This window comes from Caulobacter sp. GSs2 (assembly GCF_058680895.1).
Genome location: NZ_CM178725.1, coordinates 1,473,084 through 1,487,877 on the forward strand (window position 1 = coordinate 1,473,084; position 14,794 = coordinate 1,487,877).

Here is a 14,794-nt window from a genome sequence, read left to right on the forward strand (position 1 = left end):
CATTAGCCCTTGCTGGACCACTGAAACACCTCTTCGAGCGGCTTGCCGAAGACTTCGGCGATCCTGAAGGCGGCCTCGAGGGTCGGCGAGTACTTGCCGGCTTCAATGGCCGCGACGGTCTGACGGGTCAGTCCGATCCGCTTTCCGAGTTCAGCCTGAGACATCTCACCCGCCAAAAACCGCAGAGTGCGGATCTGGTTGACGATCATCCCGCCGCTCATGCCGCGCTCCGGCGATAACTCCAGGCCGCCAGGCCATTCTGGGTGATCTCGGCGAGTACGATCGCCAGCAGGGCAGCATTGACGAGTTCCCAGCCGCTCGTCGTGAACGGCATGACCATGCCGACCAGCATCATTCCGATCATCATCACATAGTAGGCCACCATGCTGGAGCGGCGCTGGATGTCGCGGTCGCGTTCGTCGGCTGGCGCGCGGGCGTCTTCCGGCGCCCCGACCCGCAAGGCGATACGGCCAAGAATGTGCAGCACGCCGTTGCCGCCCGCCGCCAGCGCCAGCAACCACAACTGCGGCAGGTTCGGCAGAACGCCGGGCGCCGGCGGCGATATCACTACGTGGGCGAAATAGGGCCCGTAGGTTGCTGCAATCAGCAGCAGCGTCATCCAGGCGAGCTTCTCTCTGTGCGGCATAGCTGAACCCCTTCACGTCCATAAAACCAGACTCGATGTTAGATATATATAACATCGAGTCAAGTCAGGCGAACGCGATGGCGGGTCCCACCAGCGCCCCTGGCCGAAGGCCGGGACTCACCGCTGCAAGGACAGTGCGAGGTTTGACTGGCGCGGGCCGGGACCGCCAGTTGAGCCGCCGGTCGCCATGACCCCGACCGCCTCCCGATGACGTCTAGGTGGCGTACGCCGCCGCCACCGCCTCGGCGACCTTGATGCCATCGACCGCTGCCGAGAGGATGCCGCCGGCATAGCCCGCCCCCTCGCCGGCCGGGAACAGGCCCGCCGTGTTGAGGCTCTGGAAGTCCTTGCCGCGCGTGATCCGTATGGGTGAGGAGGTGCGGGTCTCGACCCCGGTCAGCAGCACGTCGGGGTGGTCGTAGCCGGCGATCTGGCGGCCAAACACCGGCAGGGCCTCGCGCATGGCCTCGACCGCGAAGGCCGGCAGGCAGGCCGACAGGTCGGTCATGGTGATGCCCGGCTTGTAGGACGGCGCCACCTCGCCCAGATCGGTCGAGGGGCGGCCGGCCAGGAAGTCGCCGACCTTCTGGGCCGGGGCGGCATAGCTGGAGCCGCCGGCGACATAGGCCAGGCTCTCCCATTTGCGCTGAAACTCGATCCCGGCCAGCGGGTGGCCAGGATAGTCGCGCTCGGGGTCGATGCCGACTACGAAACCGGAATTGGCGTTCCGCTCATTGCGCGAATACTGGCTCATGCCGTTGGTCACGACGCGGCCCGGTTCCGACGTCGCCGCCACCACCGTGCCGCCGGGGCACATGCAGAAGCTGTAGACGGTACGGCCGTCCTTGCAATGATGCGACAGGCTGTAGTCGGCAGCGCCCAGGTCCGGATGGCCGGCATGGGTGCCAAAACGCGCCCGATCCATCCACGACTGCGGATGCTCGATCCGCACCCCGATCGAGAACGGCTTGGCCTCGATATGGACGCCCTGATCGTACAGCATCTGGAAGGTGTCGCGAGCGCTGTGGCCGACGGCCAGCACCACGCGGTCGGCCTCCAGATAGTCGCCGGTCGACAGCTTCAGACCCCTGATCCTGCGCGACCCGTCGGCGGCGGTCTCGACGTCGATCTCGTCAACGCGATGCTGCCAGCGATATTCGCCGCCCAGCGCCTCGATGGTCTCGCGCATGCTCTCGACCATGGTCACCAGCCGGAAGGTGCCGATATGGGGATGGGCCTCGGTCAGGATTTCCTCGGGCGCGCCGGCCTTGACGAATTCCTCCAGCACCTTGCGGCCCAGATGAAGGGGATCCTTGATCTGGCTGTAGAGCTTGCCGTCCGAGAAGGTGCCTGCCCCGCCCTCGCCGAACTGGACGTTGGACTCAGGATTCAGCTCGCTGCGCCGCCACAGGGCCCAGGTGTCCTTGGTGCGCTCGCGCACCACCTTGCCGCGGTCCAGAATGATCGGCTTGAAGCCCATCTGGGCCAGGATCAGGCCTGCAAACAGCCCGCAGGGCCCCACGCCGATCACCACAGGACGCAGGGCGTTCAGCGGCTCGGGAGCGCGGGCCTTCAGGCGATACGCCGTGTCAGGCGCCACACGCACATGGCTGTCGTCGGCGAACCGGGCCAGCACGGCGGCCTCGTCACGCACCGTCACGTCGACCGAATAGACCATCAGGATCGCCGCCTTGCGGCGGGCGTCGTGCGAGCGCTTGGCCACGGCCCACGACAGCACGTCGCCGGTCGGCAGACCCAGGCGATGATGGATCGCCGTCTCGATGGCCTGGGGCGGATGGCCCAGAGGCAGCTTCAGTTCGGAAATGCGCAACATGACGCGGGTTTAGCGGGAAGACGGCCCGCGCGCCAGAAAGCGACGCGACTCCGCTTCCTTGGGTAACCTTGCTCTCCGGTTCGGGGGTTGCGCGGGCCCGACTCCGTCTCTAAACGGGCGACTTAACCTGCAAGATGGTCGGCAGCGGGCGCGCGGATGTGCGCGACCGTGTCTCTGCGCGCGAGTTTTCCGATGCCCAAAAGAACAGACATCTCCTCGATCCTGATCATCGGCGCCGGCCCGATCGTCATCGGCCAGGCGTGCGAGTTCGACTATTCGGGCGTGCAGGCGTGCAAGGCCCTGCGGGCCGAGGGCTACCGGATCATTCTGGTCAACTCCAACCCCGCCACGATCATGACTGATCCGGACGTGGCCGACGCGACCTATATCGAGCCGATCACGCCCGAGATGGTCGCCAAGATCATCGAAAAGGAGCGCCCTGACGCCCTGCTCCCGACCATGGGCGGCCAGACCGCGCTGAACACCGCCCTGGCGCTGGAAGCCAACGGCACCCTGGCCAAATACGGCGTCGAGATGATCGGGGCCAAGGCCGAGGTCATCGACAAGGCCGAGGACCGCCAGAAATTCCGCGACGCCATGGACAAGCTGGGCCTTGAAAGCCCCAAGTCCAAGGCCGCCCACAACATGGACGAGGCCCGCGAGGGCCTGGCCTTCGTCGGCCTGCCCGCCATCATCCGCCCCAGCTTCACCCTGGCCGGCACCGGCGGCGGCATCGCCTACAACCTCGAGGAATTCGAGGAGATCGTCCTGCGCGGGCTGGACCTGTCGCCGACCACCGAGGTGCTGATCGAAGAAAGCGTCCTGGGCTGGAAAGAGTACGAGATGGAGGTCGTGCGCGACACGGCCGACAACTGCATCATCGTCTGCTCGATCGAGAACATCGACCCGATGGGCGTCCACACCGGCGACTCGATCACCGTCGCTCCGGCCATGACCCTGACGGACAAGGAATATCAGTGGATGCGCGCGGCCTCGATCGCCGTGCTGCGCGAGATCGGCGTCGAGACCGGCGGCTCCAACGTCCAGTTCGCGGTCAATCCGGCCGACGGCCGCATGGTCGTGATCGAGATGAACCCGCGCGTGTCGCGCTCGTCGGCGCTCGCCTCCAAGGCCACCGGCTTCCCGATCGCCAAAGTCGCCGCGCGTCTGGCCGTCGGCTACACCCTGGACGAGCTGAAGAACGACATCACCGGCGGCGCGACCCCGGCCTCGTTCGAGCCCAGCATCGACTATGTGGTCACCAAGATCCCGCGCTTTGCCTTCGAGAAATATCCGGGCAGCGAGCCGCACCTGACCACCGCCATGAAGTCGGTCGGCGAGGTGATGGCCATCGGCCGCACCTTCAAGGAAAGCATGCAGAAGGCCCTGCGCGGCCTGGAAACCGGCCTGACCGGTTTTGACGAGATCGAGATCCACGGCGCCGATGATCCGGATAACGGCAAGGCCGCCGTGATCCGCGCCCTGGGCATGCCGACCCCCGACCGCATCCGCGTCATCGCCCAGGCCTTCCGCCACGGCCTGACCGTGGACGAGGTCAACGCCGCCTGTTCCTACGAGCCCTGGTTCCTGCGCCAGATCGCCGAGCTGGTCCGCCAGGAGGGCTGGGTCCGGGCCGGCGGCCTGCCGACCGACGCCCAGGGCTTCCGCGCCCTGAAGGCGCAAGGCTTCTCCGACGCCCGTCTGGCCCATCTGGCCGGCTCGACCGAGAGCGCCGTCCGCAAGGCCCGCCAGGCCCTGAACGTGCGCCCGGTCTACAAGCGCATCGACAGCTGCGCCGGCGAGTTCGCCGCCACCACGCCCTACATGTATTCGACCTATGAGACCGGAGCCCTGGGCCAGGTGCCCGAGTGCGAGAGCCTGCCGACCAATCGCAAGAAGGCGGTCATTCTCGGCGGCGGTCCCAACCGGATCGGCCAGGGCATCGAGTTCGACTATTGCTGCTGCCACGCGGCCTTCGCCCTCGACGCCATCGGCATCGAGTCGATCATGGTCAACTGCAACCCCGAGACCGTCTCGACCGACTACGACACCTCCGACCGCCTGTACTTCGAGCCGCTGACCGCCGAGGACGTGCTGGAGCTGCTGCATGTCGAGATGAGCAACGGGACCCTGGCCGGCGTCATCGTCCAGTTCGGCGGCCAGACGCCGCTGAAGCTGGCCCATGCCCTGGAAGAGGCCGGCGTGCCGATTCTGGGCACCAGCCCCGACGCCATTGACCTGGCCGAAGACCGCGAGCGCTTCCAGCAGTTGCTGGACGGCCTGAAGATCGCCCAGCCCGAAAACGCCATCGCCCGCACCTGGGACGAGGCCCGCGTGGCCGCCGAGACCATAGGCTTCCCGTTCGTGATGCGTCCGTCCTACGTGCTGGGCGGCCGGGGCATGGAGATCATCCGCGATCACGAGCAGCTGGAACGCTACATCCTCAACACCGGCGAGATCTCGTTCGAGCACCCGATCCTGCTGGACCACTATCTGAGCCGCGCCACCGAGGTCGACGTCGACGCCCTGTGCGACGGCACCGACGTGTTCGTGGCCGGCGTGCTGGAGCATATCGAGGAAGCCGGCGTCCACTCGGGCGACAGCGCCTGCTCGATGCCCCCCTTCTCGCTCAGCGCCGAAACGGTGGAAGAGCTGAAGCGCCAGACCGTCAAGATGGCCCTGGCCCTCAACGTGCGCGGCCTGATGAACGTGCAGTTCGCCATCGAGGAGCCGCACTCGGCTGAACCACGCATCTATGTGCTGGAGGTCAACCCCCGCGCCTCGCGCACCGTGCCGTTCGTGGCCAAGACCATCGGCCAGCCTGTCGCGGCCATCGCAGCCAGGATCATGGCCGGCGAGACGCTGAAGAGCTTCAATCTGGTCGACAAGCCGTATGACCATATCGCCGTCAAGGAAGCGGTGTTCCCGTTCGCGCGCTTCGCCGGGGTCGACACCATCCTGGGCCCGGAAATGCGCTCGACCGGAGAGGTCATGGGCCTGGACTGGAAGCGCGAGGGCGAGGCCGACATGTCGCTGGCCTTCGCCCGCGCCTTCGCCAAGAGCCAGCTGGGCGGCGGCGTCACCCTGCCGCTGGAAGGCACAGCCTTCGTCTCCGTCAAGGAAAGCGACCGCCCCTGGATCGTCGAGCCCGTCCGTCTGCTGAAGGCGGCCGGCTTCAAGGTGATCTCCACCGTCGGCACGCGCGGCTATCTGGCCGAGCAGGGCGTCGAGGTCGAGCTGGTCAAGAAGGTGCTGGAAGGCCGTCCCAACATCGTCGACGTGATGAAGAACGGCGGCGTCCAGCTGGTGTTCAACACCACCGAAGGCAAGCAGGCCCTGGAAGACAGCTTCGACATCCGCCGCACGGCGCTGATGATGAAGGTCCCCTACTACACCACCTCGGCCGGCGCGCTGGCGGCGGCTCAGGCCATCTCCTCGGCTCCGGCTGCTGCGCTGGAAGTGCGGCCGCTGCAGAGCTACCAGTAGAGGTTATCCACAGGGCTGCGCGACACGTCCTCTCCCTGAAGAGCGAGGACGTGTCGCGCCCAGCCGACGCGGGCGGTTGTGACGAGCCAGCGCATTTCTGCTAGCCTTCGCCGATGACCCGCGACCAAGCCCTTCAGATCCTGAAGCGCCACGAAGGCGAACTGCGTCAGCAGGGCGTTACCCGCGCCGCCCTGTTCGGCTCAGCGGCCCGCGATGAGGCGCGTCCCGGCAGCGACATTGACGTGATGGTCGAGTTCGCTCCCGACGCTGCGATCAGCGTCTGGGCCTATGCGCGTTTGAAGGACCTCATCCAGGACTTCTTCGGCCAGCGCGTCGACGTGGTCAGCCGCAACGGCCTGAACCGCCACATCCGCCACACGGTCGAGCGGGAAGCGCTCTATGCCTTCTAGGACCGAGGCGGTCCTGCTGCATATCCGAGACAATATCGCTTTTGCCCGCCAGATCGTCGGCGCGCGATCCGCCCGCGACTTCGAGCATGATCGGATTGCTTTCTAAGCTGCCACGCGCTGCCTTCCCGAGGGTCTGATCGCGCGGCATCCGACAATCGACTGGAAAAGCATCAAGGCCGCTGGAAACATATATCGGCACGAATATGAGGGCGTGGAGGAGCGGATCGTCTGGACAACCGTGCGCGACTTCCTCGGCGACCTGGAAGCCGCAGTGCTCAGCGAACTGGCCCGTCTGGAGCCCTGATAGAGAAAAAATGGCCTATACCGACATCGAAGTCGCTGATCTCGCCGAGCGCCTGCTGGACCACAGCCTGCCCAAGGCGCAGTGGACCCATGCCGCCCACCTGACCGCCACCCTGCGCCTGGTCCGCACCCGCGACGCCGGCCTGGAGCGTGACCTGCCGGGCATCATCCAGACCTACAATGTGGCCGTCGGCGGGGTGAACGACGATGTCAGTGGCTATCACGAGACCATCACCCAAGCCTATCTGACCGCGATCCGCGCCTTTGTCGCCGGCCTGCCGGCGGGGATCGGCGACGGCGAGGCCTGCGCCCGCCTGCTGGCCACGCCCCTGGGCGACAAGGCCTGGCCCCTGAGCTTCTGGTCGCGGGAGCGGCTGTTCAGCGTCGCGGCCCGCCGAGGCTGGGTGGAACCGGATCTCAAGCCCCTGAGCTGATCGGGCTTGACTGACCCTGACGGCGCCATGCCAGCGTGCCCGGCCCCTTGCGGAGACGCCTGTCATGGTCATCGTCCATCACCTGAACAATTCCCGCAGCCAGCGGATCCTCTGGCTGCTCGAGGAACTGGGCGTCCCCTATGAGGTCAAGCGCTATGAGCGCGACGCGGACACCATGCTGGCCCCGCCGGAGTTGCGGGCCATCCATCCTCTGGGCAAGTCGCCGGTGATCACCGACAGCGGCAAGGTCATCGCCGAAACCGGGGCGATCATCGAGTACATCCTCGAGACCTATGGCCAGGGCCGGCTGATCCCGGCCGCCGGCACGGCCGAGCGCCTGCGCTATACCTACTGGCTGCACTATGCAGAGGGCTCGGCCATGACGCCGCTGCTCCTGAAGCTGGTCTTCACCGCCTTGCCGACCCGCGCTCCGGGCCTGCTGCGCGGCCTGATCAAGGCCGTCGCCAACAAGGCTCAGAGCAGCTTCATCGACCCGCAGCTGAAGGCCCATGTCGACTACTGGGATGACGAACTGGCCAAGTCCGCCTGGTTCGCCGGCAAGGACTTCACCGCCGCCGACATCATGATGAGCTTTCCGCTGGAGGCCGGCGCGGCCCGGGCGGGGGCGGCGTCACGCCCGCACGTGAAGGCATTTCTGGAACGGATCCATGCCCGCCCCGCCTATCGCGAGGCCCTGAAGCGCGGCGGCCCCTACGACTATGCGCACTAGAGAACACGCCTTGCGATCGCTGACAGGCCTCCAATCGAGCCCTGCGGCGGAATGGCGCGGAATGACAGGGTTAAGGCCGGGGTAACCTCGTAGGGCATAGGGTTTTGAAGGCCCGTCGGCATCCACCGGCCGGAGGCTTTTGAGCCCTTACTTTGAGCCCGTGTATGCGAGATTCCCTGATCACCTCGGAGAAGCGACCCTCAGCCCTTGGCGGGATCGCCCTGACGGCCGGTGCGATCATCGCAGGATTGCTGGCGGCGGTTTCTGTCAATGCCGCCCCGCGTGACCCCTCGCGCGTGGCCGCCATCTTCCCACCCTGGTGGAGCGTGGCCCAGAGCATCAGCGCGGCAGGCTCGGCCGGCGACATTGCCGCCGTTGGCGGCGCGCCTTTCATTATCATTCTGCGGGGCGACCCGGTCGATCTGGCGCGCCGCGCCCGCGCGTCCGGGGCCCTGCTGATTCTCGACCCTGATCTGGCGGGCGTCTGCGCCCCCAAGGAGACCTTGTCATGAGCATTGCCGTTTCCAGCCTCGACGCCCAGCGCCAACTCGGCGGAAAGCTGATCCTCGCGGCGAACTGGCTGATGGCCGCCATCGTGGTCGGCACGCGCCTTTTGGTGCACGAGCCTGTTTTGGGCCTGATGATCGCCGCCGTGGCCACCGGCATCGCCGCGACCCTGGCCTACAAGACGGCCGGCCACAACTCGACCGGTCAGGCCCTGACCGGCGTGGCGTTGATGGCCCAGGTCTCTCTGCTGGTCGCCGCCCTGAACGGCCACGCTTGGCAGGTCGACATGCACATGGCCTATTTTGCCGCCCTGGCCGTGCTGGTGGTTTACTGCGACTGGAAGGTCATCGCCGCCGCCGCCGCCACTGTCGCCGTGCACCATCTCTGCCTGAGCTTCCTGTTGCCGGCAGCGGTGTTCCCCGGCTCGGCCAGCCTGGGCCGCGTCTTGGTCCACGCCGTGATCCTGATCGTCGAGGCCGGCGCACTGATCGCCACCACCTTCAGCGTCAACGCCATGTTCGCCGCCGCCAACAAGGCCCGCGCCGAGGCCGAGCAAGCGGTCGAGGTCGCCCGCTCCGCCAATGACGCCGCAGAAGGGGCAAGGCGCTCCGAGGAGACCAACCGCGCCCAGAACGCCCAGGCCGAAGCCGTCGCCGAGCGTCAGCGCGTCGAGGCTGTCGCTTCCATCGCCGCGGGCCTGGCCGATCTGGCCCAGGGCGACCTGACCGTCCGCCTGACCACGCGCTTCGCCCAGGCCTATGAGGTGCTCCGCACCGACTTCAACGCCGCTGCGGAACGCGTACAGGCGGCGATGCAATCCATCTCGCAGACCACCCGCGCGGTCAGCGGCGGCGCCGATGAGATCGCCGTCGCTTCCGACAATCTTTCGCGCCGCACCGAACAGCAGGCTGCAAGTCTCGAAGAAACCGCCGCCGCCCTCGACGAGATCACCGCCACGGTCCGCAAGACCGCCACCGGCGCCAAGGAAGCCTCGCAGGTGGTCGCCAACGCCCGTAGTGACGCCCAGCGCTCCGGCGAGATCGTCGACCAGGCGATCGCCGCCATGACCCAGATCGAAGGCTCCTCGCAGCAGGTCGGCAATATCATCGGCGTCATCGACGAGATCGCCTTCCAGACCAACCTGCTGGCCCTGAACGCCGGCGTCGAAGCTGCGCGGGCGGGTGAAGCCGGTCGCGGCTTCGCCGTCGTCGCCCAGGAGGTCCGCGCCCTGGCCCAGCGTTCGGCCGAGGCCGCCAGGGAAATCAAGACCCTGATCTCGACCTCAACCCAGCAGGTCAGCGCCGGCGTGGCCCTGGTGGGCCAGACCGGAGAGGCCCTGCAGCGCATTGTTACGCAGGTGGCCTCGATCGACAGCCTGGTCAATGAAATCGCAGCCTCGGCCAACGAGCAGTCCACCGGCCTGCACGAGGTGAACGCGGCCGTGAACCAGATGGATCAGGTCGTTCAGCAGAACGCCGCGATGGTCGAGCAGGCCACCGCCGCCACCCATTCGCTGAAGGGCGAGGCGGGCGAACTGGCCGCGCTGGTGAGCCGGTTCAAGGTCTCGCAGGGCGCTGAGATCGCCGTCAGCGCGCCGCCACCGCGCGCGCGGCCCAATACCGCCGTTCGCCCCGGTCGCGGTTCGGCCGCCGTCGCGGTCAAGGAAGACTGGCAGGAATTCTGATCCGCCCACCTCCCGAGATGGCCTGAAGGCCAGAGCCAATTTCCGCTCATGACTGTGCGGGATCGCCCCGCCCCCTTGCTTATCGTGAACGCGCCTCCTATCCTCTCAGCCCCCGGTCGCGTGCGCCCGCGACGGGACGAATACTCCTCCCAAGGCGAACCGAGCTAAAATCCGCAATGGAAAAAGTGCCGATGACCGCCGGGGGTTATCAAACCCTCGACGATGAACTGAAGCGTTTGAAGACGATCGAGCGTCCGGCGGTGATCGCCGCGATCTCCGAGGCGCGCCAGCATGGCGACCTCTCGGAAAACGCCGAGTATCACGCGGCCAAGGAACGTCAGGGCTGGATCGAAGGCCGTATCGCCGAGATCGAGGACAAGATCGCCCGAGCGCAAGTGATCGACGTCTCCAAGCTTTCAGGCAAGCAGGTGAAGTTCGGGGCGACGGTCAGCGTCGTCGACGAGGACACCGAGGAAGAGGCTCGCTACCAGATCGTTGGCGATCACGAAGCCGACGTGAAGGAGGGCCGCATCTCGCTGTCCTCCCCGCTGTCGCGCGCCATGATCGGCAAGGAAGTGGGCGAAGTCGTCGAGGTTTACACCCCCGGCGGCGTCAAGGCCTACGAGATCCTGAAAGTGGAGTGGCTGTAAGGCGCCTTGCCTTACGCCCCACCCGCGCCATAAAGCCAGACCATGAACAAGGCTGCCCTCTTGGGGGCGGCCTTGTCTGCGTGGCTGTGCTCGTCGGGATGACGTCTTGAAGAAACCTCCCCTGCTCATCTGGGCCATCTCGGACGGCCGCGCCGGCATCGAGGCCCAGGCCGTTGGCCTGGCCGAAGCGGTCGTGCGCGAGGCCCGGATCCAGGGGATCGAGGCTGCCATCGAGATCAAGCGCGTCGGCTGGACCGGCCGCATCGGCCGCCTGCCCTGGTGGCTGAACTGGTTCCCGCGCCGCTGGCTGACCCCGGAAAGCGACATCAGCGGCCGCTCGCCCGATGAATGGCCAGACCTGTGGATCGCCGCCGGCCGCGCCACCCTGCCCCTGTCGATCCGCGCCAAGCGCTGGTCGGGCGGCAAGACCTATGTGGTCCAGATCCAGGACCCGCGCGTGCCACCCCAGATGTTCGACCTGGTGATCCCGCCCAAGCATGACCGCTTGTCCGGCGACAACATCCTGTCGATCACCGGCTCGCCGCACCGGGTCACCAGTCAGCGGCTGGTCAGCGAGTATGAAAGATTCAAGGCCCAGCTCGACGACCTGCCCCGCCCGCGCGTCGCGGTGCTGCTGGGCGGCAAGTCCAAGGCCTTCGACCTGCCAGTGGAACGCGCCGCCCAGATGGCCCACCAGATCCAGATCCCGCTGGAACAGGACGGCGGCAGCCTGCTGATGACCTTCTCGCGCCGCACGCCCGAGCCGGCCCGCGCCCTGCTAACCGCCCGCTTGCGCCACCTGCCCGGCATGGTCTGGGACGGCGAAGGCCCCAATCCCTATTTCGCCTTCCTGGCGGCGGCCGACTACATCCTCGTCACCGAGGACTCGACCAACATGGCCACCGAGGCCGCCTCGACCGGCAAGCCGGTGTTCATCCTGAAGATGGAGGGCTCCAGCCTGAAGTTCCGCCTCTTCCACGAGGAACTGGAACGCCAGGGCGCTGCCCGACCCTATGGCGGGGCGTTCCATGGCTGGACGTATGAGCCGGTCGATGAAACCGGCCGCGCAGCACGCGAAGTGCTGGCGCGGATGCGGGGCGAGACAGCGGTGGAAGAAGTGGTCCCGGTCGAGGCCGCGCCCGTCGCAGAGACCGCGCCGAAGCCTGAAACCTCCCCTGCTCCGGCTCGCAAACCTCGCGCGAAGGCCGCCGCACCGGCAGAAGCAACCCGGGCGGCCAAGCCCACGCCGGCCCCGAAAGCCAAGGCTCCCGCCGCAGCCGCCAAGCCCAAGCCGCGCGCACCAGCGAAGCCGAAGTCGCCGAAGGGCGGTTCCGCGTCCGGCTCGTAACCGCCTAGGCTCCGACACCCACGGCCATACGCCACCGGCCGATGCGGGCGCCGATCGCAGCGCCCAGCAAGGACCAGCCCAGCGTTGCGCTCCAGCCTACGATGGGCGGGGCGTCCATGATTTGCCAATCGCGGCCGAGAGGATCGCCAGCGAGCATGGAAACAAGGATCGCCACGCTCTGCGCCTCGCGGATCAGCCACACGATGAGGGCGGCTGCATAGGCATAGCTCGGCCGCCAGGCGGCCAGCATCGCGCAAACCACCGCGGGGAAGGCTAGCCAGTAGTAGTAGGCGATTGCGTGAACCAGGTCGCTCGGCAAGACCATGAAGGGCAGGAACATGACCTGATCCAGCGCCAGCCCCACCGCGACCAAAGCGGCCAAGAACAGGCCGTCCGCCTGCAGGCGCCAACCCGCCACGGTCGTCAGGCAACCCAAGGCCCAGCCCAGCCGGCCACCGTCCAGAACCTCAAACTCCTCGCGCATTGCGCGGGCAAAGTCGCGACGACCGAGGGGCGCGGCGCGCACGGCAAGGCTCATGGCCCAACGCGCCAGGGATGAGGTGATTGCCATCAGCTGGCTCCTTGGGTCGAAAGCTTCGTCGAAGCGCCAGGTGACCGCGCTCTAGCGTCGCGGAGCGCCGCCTTTCCGGCCCCAGTCATCCGGTAGGCGTGGCGGGCGGGCCGACCCGGCCGCTCGGGCTCCAGCCACTGGCTCTCCAAGAGGCCCCTTTCGTGAAGCCGCACGAGGATCGGATAGAGGCTGCCCGATTTCAGGCCGGTCTCAGCGGCGATCTCCAGCCCGTAACGCCACGCGTCAGGCGTGGCGCTCAGCGCTTCAAGCACAGCGATCGTCTGGGGCGAAAGGCGTCGGATGATGGCGGTCATGACGCAACTCTACATAGGTAGATATACTCGTCAAGAGGGCGCGAACGAAGGCGGTTGGGCGACGCAGGAGAGCGCGCTAAACAATCACCATGATCCTCGCCGTCCTCCAGGCCCGCATGAGTTCCACCCGCCTGCCGGGCAAGGTGCTGATGCCGATCCTGCGCCAGCCGATGATCGTGCGGCAGATCGAGCGGGTGGCCCGCTCCCGGCGTATCGACAAGCTGGTCGTCGCCACCAGCGACCAGCCCGGCGACGACGTGCTGGCCGACGCCGTGCGCAAGGAGGGGATCGCCGTCCACCGCGGGTCGCTCGACAATGTTCTGGAGCGTTTTGTCGGCGCCCTGGACGCCCATCCCGCCGACCACGTGGTTCGCCTGACCGCCGACTGCCCGCTGGCCGATCCCGAGTTGATCGACGCGACCATCGACCTGCATCTGGAGGCGGGCGCCGACTATGCCAGCAACAGCCCCGAAGGCGCGGCGTTTCCCAAGGGTCTCGACGTCGAGGTGATCACTGCCGCAGGCCTGCGCCGCGCGGCCGCGCAGGCCGACAGCCAGGAGGCCCGCGAGCACGTCACCTGGGATGTCTGGAACAACCCGCTGCAGTGGAAGATCGCCTGGCTGCCCGCGCAGCCGGGTCAGGACGCCATCCGCTGGACGGTCGACCGGCCCGACGACTACGCCTTTGTCGCCACGGTTTATGACCACCTCTACCCGGCCAATCGCGCGTTCACGTCGGCCGACATCAAGGCCTTCGTCGCCAAGCGGCCGGATCTGGCGACCTATGGCGGCGACCGGCGCGGATGAGCCGCGCGCCCGCCATCCTGTTTGTCTGCGACGCGGGACCCGATGTGGGCGGCGGTCATGTCATGCGCAGCCTGACGCTGGCCCAGGCCCTGACGGCGGCCGGCGCGACCTGCGCCTTCCTGGCCCGACCGGCGGTGGAGGCGGTGCTGGACATCTTCGCGCCCGACACCCCGCGAAGCGTCGCCGCCGAGCCCTTCGAGGCCGTGGTCTTCGACCACTATGGCCTTTCAGGCCGCGACCACCGCGCCTTGGCAAGGGGTCGCCCTACCCTCGTGATCGACGATCTGGCCAACCGCCCGCTGGAGGCCGATCTGGTGCTCGACGCCGGCCCGGCGCGGCGTGCGGAAGACTATGCCGGCCTGACGCCGCCGGGCGCGACCCTGCTGCTGGGTCCAAACTACGCCCCCGTGCGCCCGGCCTTCCCGGCCCTGCGCGAGGCCGCTCTGGCGCGACGCGCGGCGGAGGGGCCGGTGCGACGCATCCTGGTCTCGCTGGGCCTGACGGATGTGGGCGGCGTCACCGGGCGGGTGGCAGACCTGCTGCTGGCCCGGCTGGGTGACATGATGCTCGACGTGGTGGTGGGCGGCGGCGCGCCCAGCCTGCCGCGCCTGCAGGCGATGAGAGACCCCCGCGTCGTGCTTCACATCGACACCCAGGACATGCCCCGCCTGACCCTGGAGGCCGATCTCGCCGTCGGGGCCGGCGGCTCGACCAGTTGGGAGCGCTGCATCCTGGCCCTGCCGACCCTGACCCTGGTCCTGGCCGACAACCAGATCGCCGCTGCGACGGCGCTGGCGGCGGCGGGCGCCAGTCCATGCCTGACCGTCGGCGCACCGGATTTCGACGCCGCTTTCGGACGCGAGATCGATCGTTTGATGGCGGACGAAGGCCAGCGCGCCGCCCTGTCGGCAGCCAGCGCCAGGATCTGCGATGGCGGCGGCGCCGGTCGCGTGGCGGCGGCGTTTCTGGCCCGGATCGCGGGGTCCTGAAGGCCGCAGAGTCCCCGCTCAATGACCTTGCAGGTAATTGCCGCCCCGCGGGAAACTGCCGATCATCCGGCCATCAGCACCA

The 14,794-nt window shown here is 67.6% G+C and carries 16 protein-coding genes; 11 read left to right on the forward strand and 5 right to left on the reverse strand.

Annotated features, from left to right (window positions below):
• Positions 1-2 precede the first annotated feature (2 nt).
• The 3 genes from ACW17Z_RS07145 to ACW17Z_RS07155 all read right to left on the reverse strand — a co-directional run bounded on the left by ACW17Z_RS07145 (position 3) and on the right by ACW17Z_RS07155 (position 2,480).
• Positions 3-221 (reverse strand): helix-turn-helix transcriptional regulator, encoded by a 219-nt coding sequence (locus ACW17Z_RS07145; protein ID WP_492058156.1) that lies wholly within the window; start codon positions 219-221, stop codon positions 3-5.
• Entirely contained in the window at positions 218-619 is a 402-nt protein-coding gene (locus ACW17Z_RS07150) for a hypothetical protein (protein ID WP_492058157.1), read from the reverse strand. The genes ACW17Z_RS07145 and ACW17Z_RS07150 overlap by 4 nt, the downstream gene beginning before the upstream one ends.
• Before the next feature lie 241 nt (positions 620-860).
• Entirely contained in the window at positions 861-2,480 is a 1,620-nt protein-coding gene (locus ACW17Z_RS07155; protein WP_492058158.1) for an NAD(P)/FAD-dependent oxidoreductase, read from the reverse strand.
• A 192-nt stretch (positions 2,481-2,672) separates the two neighbouring features.
• On the opposite strand from ACW17Z_RS07155, the gene carB reads away from it, so the two are divergent.
• The 9 genes from carB (at position 2,673) to ACW17Z_RS07200 (ending at position 12,032) form a co-directional block, all read left to right on the forward strand.
• A complete protein-coding gene (gene carB, locus ACW17Z_RS07160) occupies positions 2,673-5,966 on the forward strand; it encodes a carbamoyl-phosphate synthase large subunit (RefSeq protein WP_492058159.1) in 3,294 nt (1,097 codons plus the stop codon).
• A gap of 113 nt (positions 5,967-6,079) precedes the next feature.
• Positions 6,080-6,376 carry a nucleotidyltransferase family protein gene (locus ACW17Z_RS07165; protein WP_492058160.1) on the forward strand — a complete coding sequence of 99 codons (297 nt, stop codon included), beginning with the start codon at positions 6,080-6,082 and terminating at the stop codon, positions 6,374-6,376.
• Positions 6,377-6,563: 187 nt separating this feature from the next.
• On the forward strand, positions 6,564-6,680 hold the full coding sequence (locus ACW17Z_RS07170) for a hypothetical protein (RefSeq protein ID WP_492058498.1): 117 nt from the start codon (positions 6,564-6,566) through the stop codon (positions 6,678-6,680).
• A gap of 10 nt (positions 6,681-6,690) precedes the next feature.
• Positions 6,691-7,113, forward strand: coding sequence for a hypothetical protein (locus ACW17Z_RS07175; RefSeq protein ID WP_492058161.1), 423 nt, complete (start codon positions 6,691-6,693; stop codon positions 7,111-7,113).
• Positions 7,114-7,177: 64 nt separating this feature from the next.
• Positions 7,178-7,843, forward strand: coding sequence for a glutathione S-transferase family protein (locus ACW17Z_RS07180; RefSeq protein ID WP_419320178.1), 666 nt, complete (start codon positions 7,178-7,180; stop codon positions 7,841-7,843).
• A 164-nt stretch (positions 7,844-8,007) separates the two neighbouring features.
• Complete coding sequence (locus ACW17Z_RS07185; protein ID WP_492058162.1) at positions 8,008-8,355, forward strand: hypothetical protein; 348 nt, start codon at positions 8,008-8,010, stop codon at positions 8,353-8,355.
• Positions 8,352-10,034, forward strand: coding sequence for a methyl-accepting chemotaxis protein (locus ACW17Z_RS07190; protein ID WP_419320176.1), 1,683 nt, complete (start codon positions 8,352-8,354; stop codon positions 10,032-10,034). The genes ACW17Z_RS07185 and ACW17Z_RS07190 overlap by 4 nt, the downstream gene beginning before the upstream one ends.
• A 176-nt stretch (positions 10,035-10,210) precedes the next feature.
• Positions 10,211-10,684 carry a transcription elongation factor GreA gene (greA, locus tag ACW17Z_RS07195; RefSeq protein WP_419320175.1) on the forward strand — a complete coding sequence of 158 codons (474 nt, stop codon included), beginning with the start codon at positions 10,211-10,213 and terminating at the stop codon, positions 10,682-10,684.
• 106 nt (positions 10,685-10,790) lie between these two features.
• Complete coding sequence (locus tag ACW17Z_RS07200; protein ID WP_492058163.1) at positions 10,791-12,032, forward strand: mitochondrial fission ELM1 family protein; 1,242 nt, start codon at positions 10,791-10,793, stop codon at positions 12,030-12,032.
• A 4-nt stretch (positions 12,033-12,036) separates the two neighbouring features.
• Here ACW17Z_RS07200 and ACW17Z_RS07205 read toward each other — a convergent pair whose 3' ends face one another.
• The gene (locus ACW17Z_RS07205; protein ID WP_492058164.1) at positions 12,037-12,603 is read right to left on the reverse strand and encodes a hypothetical protein; all 567 of its coding nucleotides are present in this window, start codon (positions 12,601-12,603) and stop codon (positions 12,037-12,039) included.
• On the reverse strand, positions 12,603-12,917 hold the full coding sequence (locus tag ACW17Z_RS07210; protein WP_492058165.1) for a PadR family transcriptional regulator: 315 nt from the start codon (positions 12,915-12,917) through the stop codon (positions 12,603-12,605). The genes ACW17Z_RS07205 and ACW17Z_RS07210 overlap by 1 nt, the downstream gene beginning before the upstream one ends.
• A gap of 89 nt (positions 12,918-13,006) precedes the next feature.
• Between ACW17Z_RS07210 and ACW17Z_RS07215 the strand changes: the two genes are divergently transcribed.
• Both ACW17Z_RS07215 and pseG read left to right on the forward strand, forming a co-directional pair.
• The gene (locus ACW17Z_RS07215; protein WP_492058166.1) at positions 13,007-13,723 is read left to right on the forward strand and encodes a cytidylyltransferase domain-containing protein; all 717 of its coding nucleotides are present in this window, start codon (positions 13,007-13,009) and stop codon (positions 13,721-13,723) included.
• Positions 13,720-14,712, forward strand: coding sequence for a UDP-2,4-diacetamido-2,4,6-trideoxy-beta-L-altropyranose hydrolase (gene pseG / locus ACW17Z_RS07220; protein ID WP_492058167.1), 993 nt, complete (start codon positions 13,720-13,722; stop codon positions 14,710-14,712). Before ACW17Z_RS07215 ends, pseG begins: the two co-directional genes overlap by 4 nt.
• Positions 14,713-14,794 lie beyond the last annotated feature (82 nt).